The following is a 17,839-nucleotide window of genomic DNA, read 5'->3' as shown; positions in this document are numbered from 1 at the left end:
TGGTAAAAATACCTCGGGGGTGCGGGGGCTGGCCCCCGCTTGCCAACCCACTAACCCTTACAGCTTGCTGTCGCGCACCCGCAACTGACGCGCCCGTGTCAAAATTGCATCCTCAACCGCGCGATGCGTCTCACGGCTCACCGCACCACCCCCGCGCGTTTGCAACGACAGGCGCAGCGACCGCGCATCCAGCGCTGGGTCTTGCACATAAACGGTGGCGCGGTACGCGCGGCCCCCACCGGGCGGCGTACCAAACCCGGTCACAATCACACCCGTAAACGGGTCAACCGTTTCAATCGGCAAAAAGTTCAAAATGTCCAAACTCGCGTTCCAGATGTACTTGTTCACCTCAACGGTCGTGTTCGGATCGGCGGAATTGCTGAACAGGCTCCAGATCGTGTTGCCCGCATCCGTTTCGCGCGACTCGTTTGGCCCCGGCGATTGCGCGCTGGCGGCTGGGTCCGCGCCACCCCCAAAGAACCCGGAATCCCCGCTGCCAATCCCGCGCAAGCCACCACAACCAGCGACAAAAGATAAGGCAGCACCCATAGCGGCGGCACGAAGAAGAAAAAGGCTCATTAGGGAACTCCCGGAACTGTTCCCGTTTGTCTAACTTAGCGCCCCCTTCGGAACAAGGGCTTTTGAACACCCCTATACACCCCTCTATACACCCCTCTTATAGGCAGCCCCCACAATCACGCCCCCCCAAATCCCCCACATCACACCAATACACCAGAATCGCCGCACCCCCGCCCCACCTGCGCCGCACGGCCACCACAGCCCTGCGCCACGGTGCAGGCCGCGCCATAATCTCTGCACTTTGGCGCATTTGGCGGTATTTACGCCCCTTACCCCCCGGGGCAGGGCGCTTACTGTGGCATTGTCGCACCACACAGCACGTGTTTGCACGCCAACCCGCGCTCGTCGTTGCAATGAAAGCCGTTTGGGTTGAATACAGCGTCATACCCAATTCGGATTTCCTCGAATTGGGCATCACATTTGACAAAACACACGAGGGAAACGATGAAAAATATTCTGATCGCGACTACCGCACTTATCGCAACCGCAGGCGTTGCTGCTGCAGACGTCACATTTTCCGGCTACGGTCGTTTTGGTGCTGACTACAACCAAGGCAATGGTGCTGCTGCAGGCAAAGCTGCGCGCGCAGCTTTTGGCGCTGATGCTGGAGCTAACGCTCGCGCCGTTTCAATTGCTAATGGCGATACTAGCGCTGTGGCTGATGCTGCTGCTAAAACTGCGGCCAAAACAGCTGCTGATGGCGCTGGTGGTGACGCCGCCGCTGCCGCCGCTGCCGCCAACGCAACCGACACACAGGTCAACGCTCGCATGCGCGTTAACATTGACGGTTCCACAGAAACCGATTCCGGCGTCAAGTTTGGTGCTCGTGTCCGCATCCAGCAGAGCACTAATTCTGCCTCGGCAACCATGAACGCAGCACAGTTCTACGCTTCGTTCGCTGGCGCTCGTATGGAAGTTGGCAACACCAACACTGCAATCGACTCCGTAAAGTTGATGTACAACTCGGAAATCGGTTACACTGACCGTGGCTTCGGCGATCCGATCGGTGGCTTCTCCGCATACGCGTCGACACCTTACGCTGCAGGAAACCGCATGGGCGTGTTTGGTTCGTATGCATTCGGCACCGGCAACGTCCGCGTGTCCATGATCAACCCGAACCAGACTGTTGATGCATCTTCCCGCACAGCAAAGACCGAAGTCTCGATCTCCGCTGACTACGTTTTCGGTCAGTTCACCGTTGCAGCAGCATATGCTGACAACGCTGGTACCGTAGACGGCAACACTTCGCTGTTCTTGGGCGCTGAATACGCTGTAATGCCAAATGCAAACATTGGTTTGCTGCACTTCCAAGACAAAACAGCAGCGCTTGGCACAGTTGCAAAGTCGACCCAGAAGCGTACAACAATCTATGGTAACTACACCATGGACGCGTACACCTTCAAAGGCTATGTCGCGACAGACGATGCCGTTGCAAACCTGACCGACACATCGTTCGGCTTGGGTCTGGACTATGCAATGGGCGGCGGCACACGTTTGGCTGCTGACATTCACCGCAACTATGCAAAAGACACCGTTGCTGGTGTTGGCGTACGCTTCAACTTCTGATCCAAGGATCAAAAGCCAAGCATAGAAGGGAGCGGGCGCAAGCCCGCTCTTTTTTTATGCACCCCACCTCCCGCGCGCCCGTAATCGCTCCTCGGTCGGTCCCGCACCCAAAACACCCCCATCTTGTTTCTCACGCCCTTTTGCGGCATCATCACCAAAACCCATCCGGGCATAAAACCCTATGGGAACCAGTGACACATGGGAAAACCGATGCGCCCCACTTTGCTCCCTCTCTTGGTTTTGCTGGCCGCCACGCCCGCCATCCCCACGCCCGCAACCGCCGAAATCCGCCTCAGCGGTGATGCGGCGATGGGCCTCACCTCCAGCACCACCACCACCTCCCCCCAAGTGGCCACAGATCTGGATGTCAAAATCCAAGCGTCGCGCGTCACCGATGGCGGTGTGGAATTTGGCGCCGTGCTGGAAATGAACGCCAACGCAGGCCCCGGCACCCGCCCCGCCTCTGGATATTTCTTCATCCAAGGGGGCAACAACTAACCCGCGATCCACCGCGATCCATCGCGCAATTTATCGCGATGCCGGGTTAAAATTCGGTTAACAAAAAATACAGATTCAAATGATATCAACAGCTTGCGCGCCGCATCGCGCGCGATACCGCACCCGCATCAAAGGCCCCGCATGACGCTTGAAATCATCCAAACCCGCCTCCACGCCGCCTGCACCGCCGCCAATCGCGACCCCCAAACCGTCACTCTCATCGCCGTGTCCAAAATCCAACCGATTGACCGCCTCCGCGCCGTCCTCAGCGGTGGCCACAAAATTTATGGCGAAAACTATGTTCAGGAAACCGCCCAGAAATGGCCCGATCTGCGCGCCGAATTCGGCCCCGTCCAAGTCCACATGATCGGCCCCCTGCAATCCAACAAGGCAAAACAAGCGATGGATCTTTTTGATGCCATCCACACGCTTGATCGCGCCAGCCTTGCCACCAAACTCGCCACCCTTGCCCAAAGTCGCGGCCAATGCCCGGACCTGTTCATCCAAATCAACACGGGCAGCGAGCCGCAAAAGGCAGGCGTCCTGCCCCAGGGTGCCGACGATTTCATCGCCACCGCCCGCGCCCTTGATCTGCCCATCCGCGGCCTTATGTGCATTCCCCCCGAAGATGAAATCGCCACCCCCCATTTCGAAACCCTCGCCCAAATCGCCGCCCGCAACGACCTATCTGGCCTGTCCATGGGCATGAGCAGCGATTTTGAATCGGCCATTACCGCAGGCGCCACCCATATTCGCGTCGGTTCCGCCATTTTCGGCGCGCGCGTCTATGCTTAAAATCGCGGCCTTCCTTATGCTAACCCTTCCTGCACAGGCCGAAACCAGGTACATCGTCACCACCGGGGGCCAAGTTTTGGGCACCCTCACCCAATCCGAATCCCGCCTCACCTCTGCGTTCACCAACACCCCCCTTGGCGTGTTCAACGGCAGTTTTAACGGCGAATCCCGCACCACCGCCAGCGGCACGCAGTACCGTAGCGACAGCCAATCCAGCCGCAAAAGCCGCCAAATCGAAATCCGCCAATCCCCCGATACCCGCGTCACCGATGTCGATATCTCGCCGGAAAGCGAACGCACCGCTTTGTCAAACCCGGCAAGCGTGCCCGCAAACACCCTCAACCCCGTCGCAGGCTTTCACCGCTTGTTGGGCCAAAACACCTGCCCCGATGCGTTCAAAATTTATGACGGTCGCCGCGTGATCGAAATCACCCCAACGGGCACGGAAATCAACGGCCCCGTCACCACCTGCGCGTTCGATTACAAAGTCGTGCAGGGGCAGGGGCACCTCTCGCCCCTCTACATCAAAAATATCACGCTAAAACTGACCTTCGACACCACATTATTCGCCACCGGCCCCAGCCTTCTCACGCTGCGCTCCGGCCTGTTCGCGGTTGAATTTCGCCGCGACTAACGCACGATCAGTCGCGCCCCAAGGTCCACCTGCGCCGCAATCCAGTGCAAATCGGCGCGCGACACCGCCACGCACCCCGCCGTGGGAAACCCCACCCGCCGCCATTGATGCAGAAAAATCGCCGACCCGCGCCCCGCCACTGCATCGGGCCAGTTCCAATCCGTGATCATCACCAGATCATACAGCGGGTCCGCGCGGCGCATCATTTCATGCCCAAACTCATGCGGGGCGCGCACCAACTGGTTATACTCGGGGTCGGTCCCATCATCAGACCACAGATCGCCCGGCAAAATCGGCTGCGCCCAAGGCGGCAGGGCCAGCCCGCGCAAACGGTCGGGTCGGTAAAACATCCCCACAATCGGGTGAACGCCCGCAGGTGTGCCGCCATCCCCCTCCCGCTTATCCGCAACCACGCCGCCGCGCCCAATCGTGCAGGCAAACCGCCGCCCGCCAAACCGCAGGCCCGAAGGCGTTAAAACCAAATCCCGCGCGCTCATTCCAAATGCCCCGATTTTGCAACTTTGGTGGCCAAATACGCAGCATTTTGCGCCGTTTGCCCCACCCGCAGCGGCACGCGCTCCACCACCTCAACCCCCATCGCTTGCATCATCGCGATCTTGGCCGGATTGTTGGTCAGCAATCGCACCGCGCCAAACCCAAGACCGCGCAAAATATCCGCGCCAAGGCGAAAATCGCGCTCATCATCTTCAAACCCCAGTCGGTGGTTCGCCTCCACCGTGTCAAACCCTTGGTCTTGCAGCGAATAGGCGCGCATTTTATTGGCAAGCCCAATCCCGCGCCCCTCTTGGTTCAGGTACAGCAAAATCCCCGCACCCTCCGCCCCCATTTTCGCCAATGCCGCCTGCAATTGCGGCCCGCAATCGCATTTCAAACTGCCCAAAACATCGCCCGTAAAACACGCCGAATGAAGCCGCGCCAGCACAGGCGCGCTGCGGTCCGGGCGGCCCACCTCAATCGCATAATGCTCTGGCCCGCCATCTTCGGGGCGCAAAACATGCACACGTCCCATGCCCGCCACCGCCATGGGCAAGCGCGCCGCACTGACCGCATGCAGCGGCGAAGCACGCCCCAGTTCAGGCAAAATCGCGGACACCGACAGCCGCGTGATACCCGCCAGCGCCACATCCGGCACCCGCACGGCCAAAATTGCAGGCAGCAACGGCGCAGATTTCGCCAGCAACAACGCCGCGCGGTGCAAATCCGCCGCCCCGTCCCGCAGGCTAACAAACGGCCCTTTCATCGGATAGCGCAGATCATCCGCCGGGTCCGCCAGCGCGCGCAACCAGTCCATGCCCGCATCCTCTGGCACCGCCAGCCGCACCAAATCCCCGTCATAGGCGGCCACCTTCAACGTCTGCGCCCGCCGCGCGGTCAGCGCCACCTCCAACGGCCCAAATCCGCGTAAATCCGCCAACCGCTGCGCGCTCAACGCCTCTACCGCGACCACCAACAGCGCCCCGTCGCCCGCCAGCATCACCGGAACCCCCATGCGCAAATCGCCCCGCGCGCGGGTCAGTTGTTCAATGATCGACAGGCCCAGCGTCATATCCGCCCCCAAATTACGCCCCCACCTGTACCCAAACCCCGCGGCAATTGAAACATACCCCCCATTTCCGACACGTCACCGTGAGAAGTTTGACGCATATCTTGCCGAAACCGTGCGCCAAGCGCATTTCAGTACCAACACAAAGGAGACCCACAATGGCACAATTGCGCAAGATCCTATTGGTAGACGATGACGACGACCTGCGCGAGGCGTTAAGCGAACAACTCGTCATGACCGAAGATTTCGACGTGTTCGAGGCGGCAAACGGCGCGGACGGCATGGAAAAGGCCAAGGCCCAGCTCTATGACCTTGTCATCCTTGACGTGGGGCTGCCGGATACCGACGGTCGCGAACTGTGCCGCCGGATGCGCAAAGTCGGCGTCAAAAGCCCAATTTTGATGCTGACCGGCCATGACACCGACGCCGATACCATTCTTGGCCTTGATGCAGGTGCCAATGACTACATCACAAAACCGTTCAAATTTCCGGTACTTTTGGCCCGCATCCGCGCGCAATTGCGCCAGCATGAACAGTCCGAAGATGCAGTGTTCCAGCTTGGCCCCTATACCTTCAAGCCCGCGCAAAAGATGTTGCTGGATGACAAAGAAAAGAAAATCCGCCTGACCGAAAAAGAAACCAATATCCTGAAATACCTTTACCGCGCGTCGTCCAGCGTGGTGGCCCGCGATGTGCTGCTGCATGAGGTGTGGGGGTATAACGCCGGCGTCACAACTCACACGCTGGAAACCCACATTTACCGCCTGCGCCAAAAGATCGAACCCGATCCATCCAACGCGCGTTTGCTGGTCACGGAATCAGGTGGCTACCGACTTGTTGCTTGACTGCCATACTACTGCCGGAATCGTCAGATACACCAAGATTATTCCGGCATCCTGTGGTATGCAGGTCGCATGACAGTTCCCCTTGTCGCGTCGGGGTTATGGCGCGCACCTCCCTGTTGGACCTTGGCCGGGCCTTTGTGCCCGGTCTTTTTTTGCCCGCACCAGGGCTTATGCTGCCCCGCATTATCCCCTAAGGTGCCGCCAACCCTGAACGGAGGCCGCCATGCCCTTTACCCTCGCCACCTGGAATATCAACTCGGTCCGTTTGCGCGAATCCCTTGTGGCGCGGCTTATGACCGAACAATCCCCCGATATTTTGTGCCTGCAAGAATGTAAAAGCCCGGTGGAAAACATCGCAATGGCGCAGTTTCAGGACCTCGGGTACCGCCACATGGTTGCGCGTGGGCAAAAAGGGTATAACGGCGTGGCGATCCTGTCGAAACTGCCGTTGATGGATGCGGGCAGCCGCGATTTTGCCAACCTTGGCCACGCCCGCCACGTTGCCGCCCGCCTTGAAAACGGCGTCACCATCCACAATTGTTACGTTCCCGCTGGCGGCGATATCCCCGACCGCGATCTGAACGAAAAATTCGGCCAAAAGCTGGATTTTTTGACCGAAATGCGTGACCTGTTTCGCTGGGAAAAACCTGCCCGTTCCATCCTTGTTGGCGATCTGAACATCGCCCCGCGCGAAGATGATGTGTGGGGCCACAAGCAACTTCTGAAAATCGTCAGCCACACCCCCGTTGAAGTCGACCATCTAACCCAAGTGATGGATGCGGGCGATTGGGCCGATATCACCCGCGCCGACATTCCCACCGGGCTTTTGTACAGCTGGTGGTCCTACCGCGCCAAGGATTGGGACGCAGCCGATAAAGGCCGCCGTTTGGACCATATCTGGGCCACATCCGACATCGCCAAATCCGCCCATTCCAGTCGCATCCTGCGCGATGTGCGCGGTTGGGAACAGCCCAGCGACCACGTTCCGGTCTTCGCCACGTTTGACCTTTAAGCGGTCCCGCCCGGTACCAATTTCGTCGCAATCAGCGTCACATCGGGCACCGCGTCACCGCGCAACCGGCTCACCAACGCTTCCGCCGCCGCCTTTCCCAGCTTGGCGGTCGGAACAATCGTGGTGGTCAATCGCTTGGGCAAAATTGACGCCGCCTCCATCCCGCCCCAGCCTGCAATCCCAATATCTTCGGGCACCTGCACGCCTTTTGCCGCGCAATAGGCCATGCCCCCAATCGCCATTTCATCATCATGAAAATAGATCGCATCGAGGCGCGGGCTGCGCCCCAGCAGCACCTCCGCCCCATAAAATCCCGCATAAAACCCCGGCCGGTCGTGCAAAACCTCCATGTCCTGCACCGTTTGCCCGGCCGCCGCCAGCCCCGCCCGAAACCCGTCAAACCGCGCGCGGCCCATCGACTTTACCCCCGCCAGCGCGCCCACATATCCAATGCGCCTACGCCCGCGACTGGCCAAAAACTGCGCCATTTCAAACCCGGTATCGTAATGCGAAAACCCAATCGAAATATCAATCGGCGTGGTGGTCAAATCCCAGATTTCCACCACGGGCACTGTCATCGCGCGCAGCAAATCACGTGTGCCGGGTGAATGGTGGCGCCCTGCCAAAATCACCCCCGCTGGCCGCCACGATGCCAGCCCGCGCAGCCACGCCTCCTCCTCCTCCGGCAACTGGTCGTGGCTGCCGATCATGGTCTGGTATCCCAACCGCGCGAACGCCGTGTTCGTCGCTTCCAGCACCGCACCAAACAGCGACGATGTGAACCGGGGCACGCACACGCCCACCAGCGTTGATGATTGCGCAGGCCCAAATGCCGCCGCCAATCGGTTGGGCAAATACCCTGTCCGCTTCACCTCGGCCAGCACCCGGTCACGGGTCTCATTCGAAAATCCGCCCGATCCGCGCAGCACCCGGCTGACGGTCATTTTGGAAACTCCCGCCGCGCGGGCGATCCCTTCCAGCCCGGTCTTGTCCGTCTTTGCCATGCGCGCCCCCATTTGGGTTATCGGTAACTTAGTGCTTGACAAAATCCTGTGATGCAAGAAATATCATCACGTTACCGATAACGCAAATCGGTAACCTTGGGGGGATCCATGACCACAACCGACGGCCTGTTCTTTGACCGCATCGTAAAAAGCTTTGGGGGAACGCAGGCGTTGCGTGGCGTGTCCTTGCGCGTCGAACGCGGTGAAATCGTGGCCCTTCTGGGTGAAAATGGGGCTGGAAAATCCACTTTAATCAAGGTGTTGGGCGGCATCCACGCCCCCGACACGGGCACCGTCAGCGTTGATGGAAAACGCTATGATCATGTCGCAGGCAAGGTCAGCCAGAAACAAGCCGTGGCTTTCATCCATCAAGATTTGGGTTTGATCGAATGGATGTCGGTTGCCGAAAACATCGCCCTCGCCATTGGTTACGCCCGCAAAGGCGGCCGCATAAACTGGCGCGGCACCGAAGATGTGGCGCGCCGCGCACTGGCCTTGGTTGATGCCGATTTCGCCCCAACCACCCGCGTGTCGAACCTGTCGCGCACCGAAAAATCGCTGGTCGCCATCGCCCGTGCCCTTGCCGTGGAATGTGATTTCCTTGTGCTTGATGAACCCACCGCCAGCCTCCCCGCGGATGAGGTGGATCGTCTGTTTTCCGCCCTGCGCCCGCTCAAGGCCAAAGGTGTTGGCATGATCTATGTCAGCCATCGCCTTGATGAGATTTTTCAAATCGCAGACCGCGTTGCCGTGCTGCGCGACGGGCAAATGGTCGGCATGCGCGACATTCAACACACCACCGCCGAAGAATTGGTGGGCCTAATCGTGGGCCGCAAAGCCCGCGAAATCAACCGCCCCGATGTGCAGGCGGGCGACGCCATTCTGACCGTCCAAAACCTGAAAACCCCGAACGTTGGCCCCGTCAGTTTCGACGTGAAATGTGGCGAACTCGTCGGCCTCGTCGGTCTGCGCGGTGCCGGGCACGAAGATGTCGGTCGCAGCCTTTTTGGCCTGTGCCCCCATGATGGTCAAATCAGCCTTGAAGGCCACGCACCCAACCTTGCCACCCCCCGCGCCGCCATGCTGTCGGGCATCGGATTCGTTGCCCGCGACCGCGTGGTGGAAAGCATCGCCCCCTCCCTGACCATTCGCGAAAACGCCTTCCTGAACCCCGCCGCCACGGGTCGCGGTCTGTTAAATTTCCTTGGGGCAAAGGCGGAAAACATCGCCACCCGCGCGCTTGGCACGCGCGTGGGCCTGTCGCCAAACGACCCCACTTTGGCGATTGAGGCGCTGTCGGGCGGCAACCAACAAAAGATCGTTGTGGGCCGTTGGCTGGACACAAACCGCCGTTTCCTGATCGCCGAGGATCCCACTGCAGGCGTCGATGTCGGTGCCAAGGCCGAGATTTACCACCTCCTCTTCAATGCCCTCGCCTCCGGTATGGGTGTGCTTGTGGTGTCCACAGATTTTGAAGAAATCGCCAATATTTGCCACCGCGCCATCGTGTTTTCGCGCGGCCAAGTGGTGGCGGAACTGTCCGGCGTGGGCCTGTCCACAGAATCATTAATTCAGGCGGCTTCCGCCTCAGAAGTTGCATGAGGGCCTTATGAATTCGATCGAATCTGCCGCGCTGGAACCCACCAAGGATGAGATTGCGCATCTGTCCTTTGGTGCGAAGCTCTGGCGGCTGGCCCCGGTTTACGGGCTGGTGATCCTCATGTTCGGCCTCATCATCCTCTTCTCCATCCTGCTGCCAAACACCTTTCCCACCAAACTGAACCTGCGCGCGATTGTCTCCGATAAATCCATCATCGCCCTGTTGTCGCTCGCCGCGATGATCCCCATGGTCGCAGGCCGCATCGACCTGACCGTCGGTTATGGCATTGTTTTGTGGCACATTTTGGCGATCAGCCTACAAACCCTCTACGGCTTTCCTTGGCCCATCGCCGTGCTTGTCGTCCTCGCCCTCGGCGCGTTCACGGGTGCCCTCAACGGGCTGCTGGTGGAGGTGGCAAAGATCGATGCCTTCATCGCCACCCTTGGCACTGGCACCGTTTTATACGCCCTCGCCCTGTGGCACACGGGCGGTCGCCAAGTTGTCGGCCAACTGCCAGACGGGTTTTATGCCCTCAATGGCACCTTTGTTCTGGGCCTGCCCATCACCGGGTTTTACGTCCTCATCATCACGGTCGCACTCTGGCTTATTCTTGAATACACCCCTATCGGTCGCTACCTTTACGCCATCGGCGCGAACCCAAAAGCGGCGGCGCTGAACGGCATTCCCACCCGCAAATTCGTCATGGGGGCTTTCATCACCTCGGGCACCCTCACCGCTCTCGCAGGCGTTCTGCTCGCCTCAAAACTGCGCATCGGGCAGGCCAGCGTCGGCCTTGAATTCCTGCTGCCCGCCCTTGTTGGTGCGTTCCTCGGCTCCACCACCATCAAACCGGGGCGCGTCAACGTCTGGGGCACCATCGTCGGCGTTGTCATCCTTGCCGTCGGCATTTCCGGCATCCAACAATTCGGCGGCTCGTTCTGGGTCGAGCCGATGTTCAACGGCCTTACCTTGCTGATCGCAATCGGCATCGCAGGCTACGCACAGCGCAAAAAAGGCGCCAAAAAATAACATGTAATGGGAGGATCCAACATGCTGAAACGAACCTTTATCGCCACCCTTCTCGCAGGCACAACCGCCCTCACCCTCGGCCTACCCGCCTTTGCCCAAACCGCTTTTGACGGCCCCACCACAGGCCCAAAGGCCGCCGATGCCAAACTCATCGTCGTCCTCGCAGGCGATCTGAAAAACGGCGGCATCCTTGGTGTGACAACTGGGGTAGAGGAAGCAGCCGCCAAAATCGGCTGGACCGTCCGCGTGATTGATGGCGCAGGCTCCGTCCAAGGGCGCACGGCGGCATTTGGTCAGGCGATGGCCCTGCAACCCGCAGGCATCATCATCAACGGCTTTGACGCGATGGAACAACAGGCCGCGATTGAAGGCATCAAAGCCGCCAACATCCCGATGGTCGCGTGGCATTCCGGCCCGCAAATTGGCTGCGACATCCCCAACGGCATTTTCGCCAACGTCTCCACCGATGCGATGACCGTGTCCGAAACCGCCGCGAAATGGGCGATGGAGGGGGGCACAGACATGGGCGCCATCATCTTCACCGACAGCACCTATGAAATCGCGATTGCCAAGGCCGACCGCATCAAAGAAACCATCGAATCCATGGGCGGCACCGTGCTGGAATACGTCGACACCCCCATCGCCGACACGTCCGCGCGCATGGGTCCGCTCACCACGTCCTTGCTGCAAAAATATGGTGACAAATGGACCCATTCTTTGGCGATCAACGACCTCTATTTCGACTTTATGGGCCCGGCGCTTGCTGCGGCTGGCATTGATGGCAAATCCAACCCGCTTGCAGGCTCCGCTGGCGATGGGTCCGAGGCGGCGTTTCAACGCATCCGCACCGGGCAATACCAGGCAATCACCGTGGCCGAACCTTTGAACCTGCAAGGCTGGCAAATGGTCGATGAAATGAACCGCGCCGTGCAAGGTGAGGCGTGTTCAGGCTACATCACCGCGCCCGCGCTGGTGACTGAGGCTGGTCTTGCCGCCTCTGGCGACAGCAACAGCTTTGATCCACAAAACGGCTACCGTGAGGCGTATTCAGCAATCTGGGGCAAATAACCCCACCCAAACTACGAAAAAAGGGCGTTCCTTGGGGCGCCCTTTTGCACCACCAATTGACATTGCGCCCCGTCTGCCCAAGGTTTCCGCAACACGGGTCACCAAGGAACCGAAATGCGCCTGTTTTCCATCAAGGATCGCCCCGTACATCTCGGTCCCTTTCCTTTGGAACGTCTGGCGCGGCACGCAGGCCCGGTGAACCTTACACACCTGCCCACCCCGCAACCTCTTGATTTCACACACCCAGACCCCGAAAACCTTACCCACGCCATGTCGCGCTTCATGGGCATGTTCGATACGGTCCGCGATGGCGCGCTGGCCCATGGCCCCGCCGAAATCCCCGAAAACCCCGCCGCGCGCTCCGATCACCTTAAATCCGCCAGCTATTATTTTGACGCCTCAATGGTCGGTATCGCGGCCCTGCACCCCGATCACCACTTAAAAACCCCGCACCGCAACCCCGGCATCAACGCCCTGCGCGCGGAACTCGAACAGGGCCAACCCGCCACCCACGCCGCTGGCATAGATCAGATTTACGCCGATGTCCTCGACGCCGCCCGCATGGCCCATGCCCCCATCCCGCACCACAGCCACGCTCTTGTTTTCCTTGTGGAATACACCCGCGACCCGGAGACGGATGAACCCGGCACCGATTGGTTGGATGGCACCCAAACCCACCGCGCTGCCCTGCTGGCCAACAACACCGCAGTGGTGATCTCCAGCTACCTACGCCTTCTCGGCCACCCCGCCCGCGCCCATTCCGCCAGCACGTCCGATGTTGACCTGCTGCGCCTTGCTGCCAGCGCGGGGCTGGTGGATGAAACCGGCACCGCGCCCTATGTCGGCAAACGCTTTGCGCTGGCCGCCGTGACCACCACGATGGAACTGGTCCCCGACCAACCCCTCGCCCCCAACGCAGGCCGCAACGGCTGGCACAGCCACGGCCCCGACTGGCAGGTGGGTCGCCATTCCGCGCGCTCCGCCAAAACCGCCCACCCCTTTGCCAACCGCCCTTTTCACCTTGGCCCCTATCCGTTTGAAACCCTAAAACGTGTCAAAAAACCAACCACTTATATGGACGAACCCCGCATCCCGCGTTTCCCCAAACGCGCCGAATTTTTCGCCCGCGCCCTGTTTGGCGACATGGGAAAATCCGTCCAAGACGTGGCCAAGGGCGGTTATTATGTCGTCAAAAGCCCGATCGGCGCCTGTGCCCGCCGTGCCCTTGGTGCGCTGTTGCTGCTGCAATTCGGTGGCCCGCGCGGCCCAATATCCGCCAACGCCGCCAACCCCAAAACCAACGCCCAAAACCTGAAAGCGGCCAGCTATTACCTCTCCGCCGATGCCGTGGGCCTGTGCCGCGTGCCCGAATGGGCGTGGTACTCGCACGGCTCCAACGGCGATCCAATCGACGCCCGCCACCCCCATGCCGTCAACCTGCTGCTCGACCAAGGGCATGAGACGATGGAGGGCGCGTCCGGCGATGACTGGATTTCGGTGGCCCAATCCATGCGCGCTTACCTGCGCTTTTCCCTGCTGGGCGGTGTGATCGGCGAACAAATCCGCCGTATGGGGTTCGATGCCCGCGTCCATTCCGTGATTGACGGCGAGGTGCTGCAACCGCCCCTTCTCCTGCTCTCGGGCTTGGGAGAGGTGAGCCGGATTGGCGAGGTTATCCTCAATCCCTATCTCGGCCCCCGCCTGAAATCGGGCACCGTCACCACCACAATGCCGATGGACCACGACCTGCCCATCGACTTTGGCCTGCAAACCTTCTGCAATTCTTGCAACAAATGCGCGCGTGAATGTCCATCAGGGGCCATCACCGCCGGGCCAAAGTTGATGTACAACGGATATGAGATTTGGAAATCCGACGCCGAAAAATGCACCCGCTACCGCCTGACCAACGCGGCGGGCGGCATGTGTGGTCGCTGCATGAAAACCTGCCCGTGGAACCTTGAGGGGTTGTTCGCCGAATCCGCCGTGCGCTGGGTCGCGATGAAAGCCCCGCAAACTGCCCCCGCGCTTGCCGCACTCGACGATAAGCTCGGTCGCGGCGGCATCAATCCGGTGAAAAAATGGTGGTGGGATATTGAGCTGGACCCAAGCGCGGGGCGCTACATCACCGCCCGCGCTACCAACACGCGCGGCATCAGCCCGCAAATCAACCTGCAATACAAAGATCAAACCCTCGCCGTTTACCCCGCCGACGTCATGCCCCACCCCTATCCCGTGACCCAGCCGATTAACCGAGAGGAAGGGATCGCCCGCTACCGCCAACTCCTGCTGCCCGCCGATTACAAGGCGCAACTGGCGCGCGGCGATACCACAACCCTCGCCCCCGGCCCAAAACCGCTGGCCGCGCCGCCGGTTTTCCCGGTCATCATCACCAAAAGGGATGACCTCACCCCCGACACCGCCCGGTTCGAGCTGCGCCGCGCCGATGGCGCCGATCTGCCCCCCTTCACCGCCGGCGCGCATATCGACGTGGTCGTGGCCCCCGAATACCAGCGCCAATACTCATTGGCAGGCGACCCCGCCGACGCCTCAAAATACGTCCTCGGCCTTTTGCGTGAACCAAACGGCCGCGGCGGCTCCGCGCTGATGCACCGCATCTTCCACCCCGGCCGCCGCCTGTTCATCAGCGCGCCGCACAACCACTTCCCGCTAACCGAATCCGCCCCCTTTTCACTCCTCATGGCAGGCGGCATCGGCGTCACCCCCATGCTGACCATGGCGCACCGCCTGCACGCGCTAACCCGCGATTTTGCGCTGCATTACTCCACAAACTCCGCAGGGTTCACCGCCGAAATCCAAGCCGCCCCATGGGCCAACAACGCCCACATTCACCACACCACCCGCGCCAACTTTGCCCAAATCATCCCCGAATACACGCCCGGCCACAAACTCTACACCTGCGGCTCCCCCCGCTACATGGACGCGGTTTTCGCCGCTGCCACCGCCCACAATTGGCCCGAAACTGCGCTGGCCCGCGAATTTTTCGCAACGCCCGAAACCCCCGATTGGGTCAACCACCCCTTCGCCCTGCATCTGACAAAATCCAACAAAATCCTACACATCCCGGCAAATCAATCCGCCACTGATGTGCTGGCCGCCAATGGGTTCCCCATCACCACCAAGTGCGCCGATGGCATTTGCGGCGTGTGCGCAGTTGCCATTCCACCGGGCCAAGCGGTGGAACATCGCGATTATGTCCTGTCAAAAACCGAACGCGAAACCCGCGTCATCCTGTGCTGTTCGCGTGCCGCCGAACCCAACGGCACGTTGCACATCGACCTATAGCACCAGCGCGCGGTCCCCATCAGCATCCTTAATCCGCGTCGGCAAGCCAATGCGGTTCAGCAGCGCCAAAAACGGCTTCGGGTCCAAATCTTCCACATTCGCCATGTGGCCCACGTCCCAAACCCCGCTCGCAATCAACATCGCAGCGGCCACGGGCGGCACCCCGGCGGTATAGGAAATCCCTTGGCTGCCCACCTCCGCAAACGCCTGCGCGTGGTCGGACGTGTTGTACACAAACACCTCGACAGGCTTGCCGTCCTTCACGCCCCGCACAAAATCGCCAATACATGTCTTGCCTGTATAATCCGGCGCCAAACTCGATGGGTCCGGCAACACCGCTTTCACCAGCTTCAGGGGCACCACTTCCAGCCCCTCCGCCGTCACCACGGGCTGCTCCGACAACAAGCCCAAATTCTGCAATACGGTAAACACGTTAATATAATGGTCGCTAAACCCCATCCAAAACCGCACATCGGCGTGGGGATACCGCGCAGCCAGCGAATGCACCTCATCATGCCCGGACAGATAGCTCTTATGCCGCCCCACCACGGGCAAATCATCCTCACGCATCACCTCAAACATGCGGTTTTCGGTCCATTCGCCGCCCTGCCACGCATAAACCGTGCCCGTAAATTCGCGAAAATTGATCTCGGGGTCAAAGTTGGTGGAAAAATAGCGCCCGTGGCTGCCTGCATTAATATCAACAATATCAATGCTTTCCACAGTATCCATGCAAGCATCCACGGCATAGCGCGCAAACGCGTTGACCACACCCGGATCGAACCCTGCGCCCAAAATCGCCGTCACGCCCGCAGCTTTACAGGCCTCGCGCCGCTTCCATTCATAATTGCCGTACCACGGCGGCGTCTCGCACACCTTCGTCGGATCCTCGTGAATCGCGGTGTCGATACAGGCCGCACCCGTCTGAATACAGGCCTCCAACACCGTCATATTCACAAACGGCGAGCCGACATTGATCACAATCTGCGCGCCCGTCTGCCCAATCAACGCCGCCACCGCAGCAACATCCATCGCGTCCAACGTGTGAACGCCAAAATCGCCCGCAATCTTCATCGCCCCTTTGGCACGGACCGAATCTATAATCGCCTCGCACTTGGCAACCGTGCGGCTGGCAATATGCAAATCGCCCAAAATATCGTTATTTTGCGCGCATTTATGCGCCACAACCTGTGCCACGCCGCCCGCGCCAATGATCAAAACAGTGCGTTTCATATCCCGCCTCCTTCAGCCCAGATTGCCTTCAAAATCGGCATAATCAAACGTGCGCGCCACGGTCAGCGACCCGTCTAATTCGCGCAAAACGATTGCGGGCATCCGCACCCCGTTGAACCAGTTTTTCTTAACCATCGTGTAACCCGCCGCGTCCGCAATGCTCAACCGATCGCCAATTTTCAGCGGTGCGGGGAATGAAAACTCGCCAAAAATATCGCCCGCAAGGCAGGATTTCCCGCAAATCATATAGGGGTGGTCGCCCGAAACGTTCATCTTGGCAGGTTCGCGGTAGATCAGCAAATCCAGCATATGCGCCTCAACCGAGCTGTCGATAATCGCCAAGTCCTTGCCGTTGTTCAAAATATCCAGCACCGACACTTCCAAACTCGCCGCCCCAGTGATCGCCGCCTCGCCCGGTTCCAAATACGCCTGCACGCCAAACCGCTGCGCAAACGCTGCCAACCGCGCAGCCAGCCGTTCCAGCGGATAGCCATCGCCAGTAAAGTGGATGCCGCCGCCAAGGCTCACCCACTCCAGCCCTGCCAAAAACGCGCCAAATTCGGTTTCAATCCGCGTCAACTGCTGGTCAAACAGGTCAAAATCGCCGTTTTCGCAGTTGTAATGAATCATCACGCCGGAAATTTTATCCTTCACCGCCTCCAATTTTGCCAAATCCCATTCGCCCAAACGGCTAAATGGCCGCGCCGGGTCCGCCAAATCAAAATGCGATGTCGAAAACTGCGGGTTCAAGCGCAACCCGCGTGCAATCCCCGCCGTTTCCGCGTCAAACCGCAACAATTGGCTGATGGAATTAAAGATAATCTTGTCGGCGTAAGTCACCGCCTCCGTCACCTCATCTGCCGCCCAAGCCACGGAATAAGCGTGAGTTTCCTTGCCAAACCGCTCCCGCCCCAACCGCAATTCATACAGGCTGGATGACGTGGTGCCGTCCATATGGTCGCGCATCGCGTCAAACGCGGGCCAGGTCGCAAAGCATTTCAGCGCCAGCAAACATTTCGCGCCCGACAGCTCGCGCAAGCGGTCCATGGCGGTCATATTGGCCGCCAGCCGTGCCTTATCAATCAAGTAATACGGCGTTGGAATCATGG

At 59.8% G+C, this 17,839-nt stretch carries 16 protein-coding genes; 10 read left to right on the top strand and 6 right to left on the bottom strand.

Annotation, left to right across the window (positions count from 1 at the left end; translation table 11 throughout):
- Window positions 1–57: 57 nt before the first annotated feature.
- Window positions 58–579 (bottom strand): DUF3576 domain-containing protein, encoded by a 522-nt coding sequence (locus BMY36_RS11645; RefSeq protein WP_050521502.1) that lies wholly within the window; start codon window positions 577–579, stop codon window positions 58–60.
- A 444-nt stretch (window positions 580–1,023) separates the two neighbouring features.
- On the opposite strand from BMY36_RS11645, the gene BMY36_RS11640 reads away from it, so the two are divergent.
- From BMY36_RS11640 to BMY36_RS11625, 4 genes are all read left to right on the top strand, one after another.
- On the top strand, window positions 1,024–2,145 hold the full coding sequence (locus BMY36_RS11640) for a porin (protein ID WP_050521503.1): 1,122 nt from the start codon (window positions 1,024–1,026) through the stop codon (window positions 2,143–2,145).
- A gap of 210 nt (window positions 2,146–2,355) precedes the next feature.
- Entirely contained in the window at window positions 2,356–2,643 is a 288-nt protein-coding gene (locus BMY36_RS11635; protein WP_050521504.1) for a porin, read from the top strand.
- Window positions 2,644–2,784: 141 nt separating this feature from the next.
- A complete protein-coding gene (locus BMY36_RS11630) occupies window positions 2,785–3,438 on the top strand; it encodes a YggS family pyridoxal phosphate-dependent enzyme (RefSeq protein WP_050521505.1) in 654 nt (217 codons plus the stop codon).
- The gene (locus BMY36_RS11625) at window positions 3,431–4,072 is read left to right on the top strand and encodes a DUF3108 domain-containing protein (RefSeq protein WP_050521506.1); all 642 of its coding nucleotides are present in this window, start codon (window positions 3,431–3,433) and stop codon (window positions 4,070–4,072) included. The genes BMY36_RS11630 and BMY36_RS11625 overlap by 8 nt, the downstream gene beginning before the upstream one ends.
- On the opposite strand, the gene BMY36_RS11620 is transcribed toward BMY36_RS11625, so the two are convergent.
- A complete protein-coding gene (locus BMY36_RS11620) occupies window positions 4,069–4,569 on the bottom strand; it encodes a L,D-transpeptidase family protein (RefSeq protein WP_050521507.1) in 501 nt (166 codons plus the stop codon). The two genes, BMY36_RS11625 and BMY36_RS11620, sit on opposite strands and share 4 nt — an antisense overlap.
- Window positions 4,566–5,639 carry a GTP cyclohydrolase II gene (gene ribA, locus BMY36_RS11615; protein ID WP_050521545.1) on the bottom strand — a complete coding sequence of 358 codons (1,074 nt, stop codon included), beginning with the start codon at window positions 5,637–5,639 and terminating at the stop codon, window positions 4,566–4,568. The genes BMY36_RS11620 and ribA overlap by 4 nt, the downstream gene beginning before the upstream one ends.
- Window positions 5,640–5,794: 155 nt before the next feature.
- On the opposite strand from ribA, the gene BMY36_RS11610 reads away from it, so the two are divergent.
- Together BMY36_RS11610 and BMY36_RS11605 are read left to right on the top strand one after the other, a co-directional pair.
- Complete coding sequence (locus BMY36_RS11610) at window positions 5,795–6,481, top strand: response regulator transcription factor (RefSeq protein ID WP_050521508.1); 687 nt, start codon at window positions 5,795–5,797, stop codon at window positions 6,479–6,481.
- Between the two features lie 223 nt (window positions 6,482–6,704).
- Window positions 6,705–7,493, top strand: a complete 789-nt coding sequence (locus BMY36_RS11605) for an exodeoxyribonuclease III (RefSeq protein ID WP_050521509.1) — start codon at window positions 6,705–6,707, stop codon at window positions 7,491–7,493.
- Here BMY36_RS11605 and BMY36_RS11600 read toward each other — a convergent pair.
- Complete coding sequence (locus BMY36_RS11600; RefSeq protein ID WP_082224992.1) at window positions 7,490–8,497, bottom strand: LacI family DNA-binding transcriptional regulator; 1,008 nt, start codon at window positions 8,495–8,497, stop codon at window positions 7,490–7,492. The genes BMY36_RS11605 and BMY36_RS11600 overlap by 4 nt on opposite strands.
- Before the next feature lie 108 nt (window positions 8,498–8,605).
- Between BMY36_RS11600 and BMY36_RS11595 the strand changes: the two genes are divergently transcribed.
- The 4 genes from BMY36_RS11595 (at window position 8,606) to BMY36_RS11580 (ending at window position 15,497) form a co-directional block, all read left to right on the top strand.
- Complete coding sequence (locus BMY36_RS11595) at window positions 8,606–10,099, top strand: sugar ABC transporter ATP-binding protein (protein WP_050521511.1); 1,494 nt, start codon at window positions 8,606–8,608, stop codon at window positions 10,097–10,099.
- Between the two features lie 7 nt (window positions 10,100–10,106).
- Window positions 10,107–11,126: an ABC transporter permease gene (locus BMY36_RS11590; protein WP_050521512.1), complete on the top strand. Its 1,020-nt coding sequence runs from the start codon at window positions 10,107–10,109 to the stop codon at window positions 11,124–11,126.
- A 21-nt stretch (window positions 11,127–11,147) separates the two neighbouring features.
- Window positions 11,148–12,194, top strand: coding sequence for a substrate-binding domain-containing protein (locus tag BMY36_RS11585; RefSeq protein ID WP_050521513.1), 1,047 nt, complete (start codon window positions 11,148–11,150; stop codon window positions 12,192–12,194).
- A 114-nt stretch (window positions 12,195–12,308) separates the two neighbouring features.
- Entirely contained in the window at window positions 12,309–15,497 is a 3,189-nt protein-coding gene (locus tag BMY36_RS11580; protein ID WP_050521514.1) for a 4Fe-4S dicluster domain-containing protein, read from the top strand.
- On the opposite strand, the gene BMY36_RS11575 is transcribed toward BMY36_RS11580, so the two are convergent.
- Window positions 15,492–16,730 carry a saccharopine dehydrogenase family protein gene (locus BMY36_RS11575; RefSeq protein ID WP_050521515.1) on the bottom strand — a complete coding sequence of 413 codons (1,239 nt, stop codon included), beginning with the start codon at window positions 16,728–16,730 and terminating at the stop codon, window positions 15,492–15,494. The two genes, BMY36_RS11580 and BMY36_RS11575, sit on opposite strands and share 6 nt — an antisense overlap.
- Window positions 16,731–16,742: 12 nt before the next feature.
- Entirely contained in the window at window positions 16,743–17,837 is a 1,095-nt protein-coding gene (locus BMY36_RS11570) for a carboxynorspermidine decarboxylase (protein ID WP_050521546.1), read from the bottom strand.
- Between the last annotated feature and the right edge of the window lie 2 nt (window positions 17,838–17,839).

Origin of the sequence: Pseudorhodobacter antarcticus, from assembly GCF_900110135.1 — a bacterium.
Lineage (GTDB): Bacteria > Pseudomonadota > Alphaproteobacteria > Rhodobacterales > Rhodobacteraceae > Pseudorhodobacter > Pseudorhodobacter antarcticus.
Note: the sequence above shows the minus strand (reverse complement) of the source record. Positions and strands in the feature narration are given on the sequence as shown.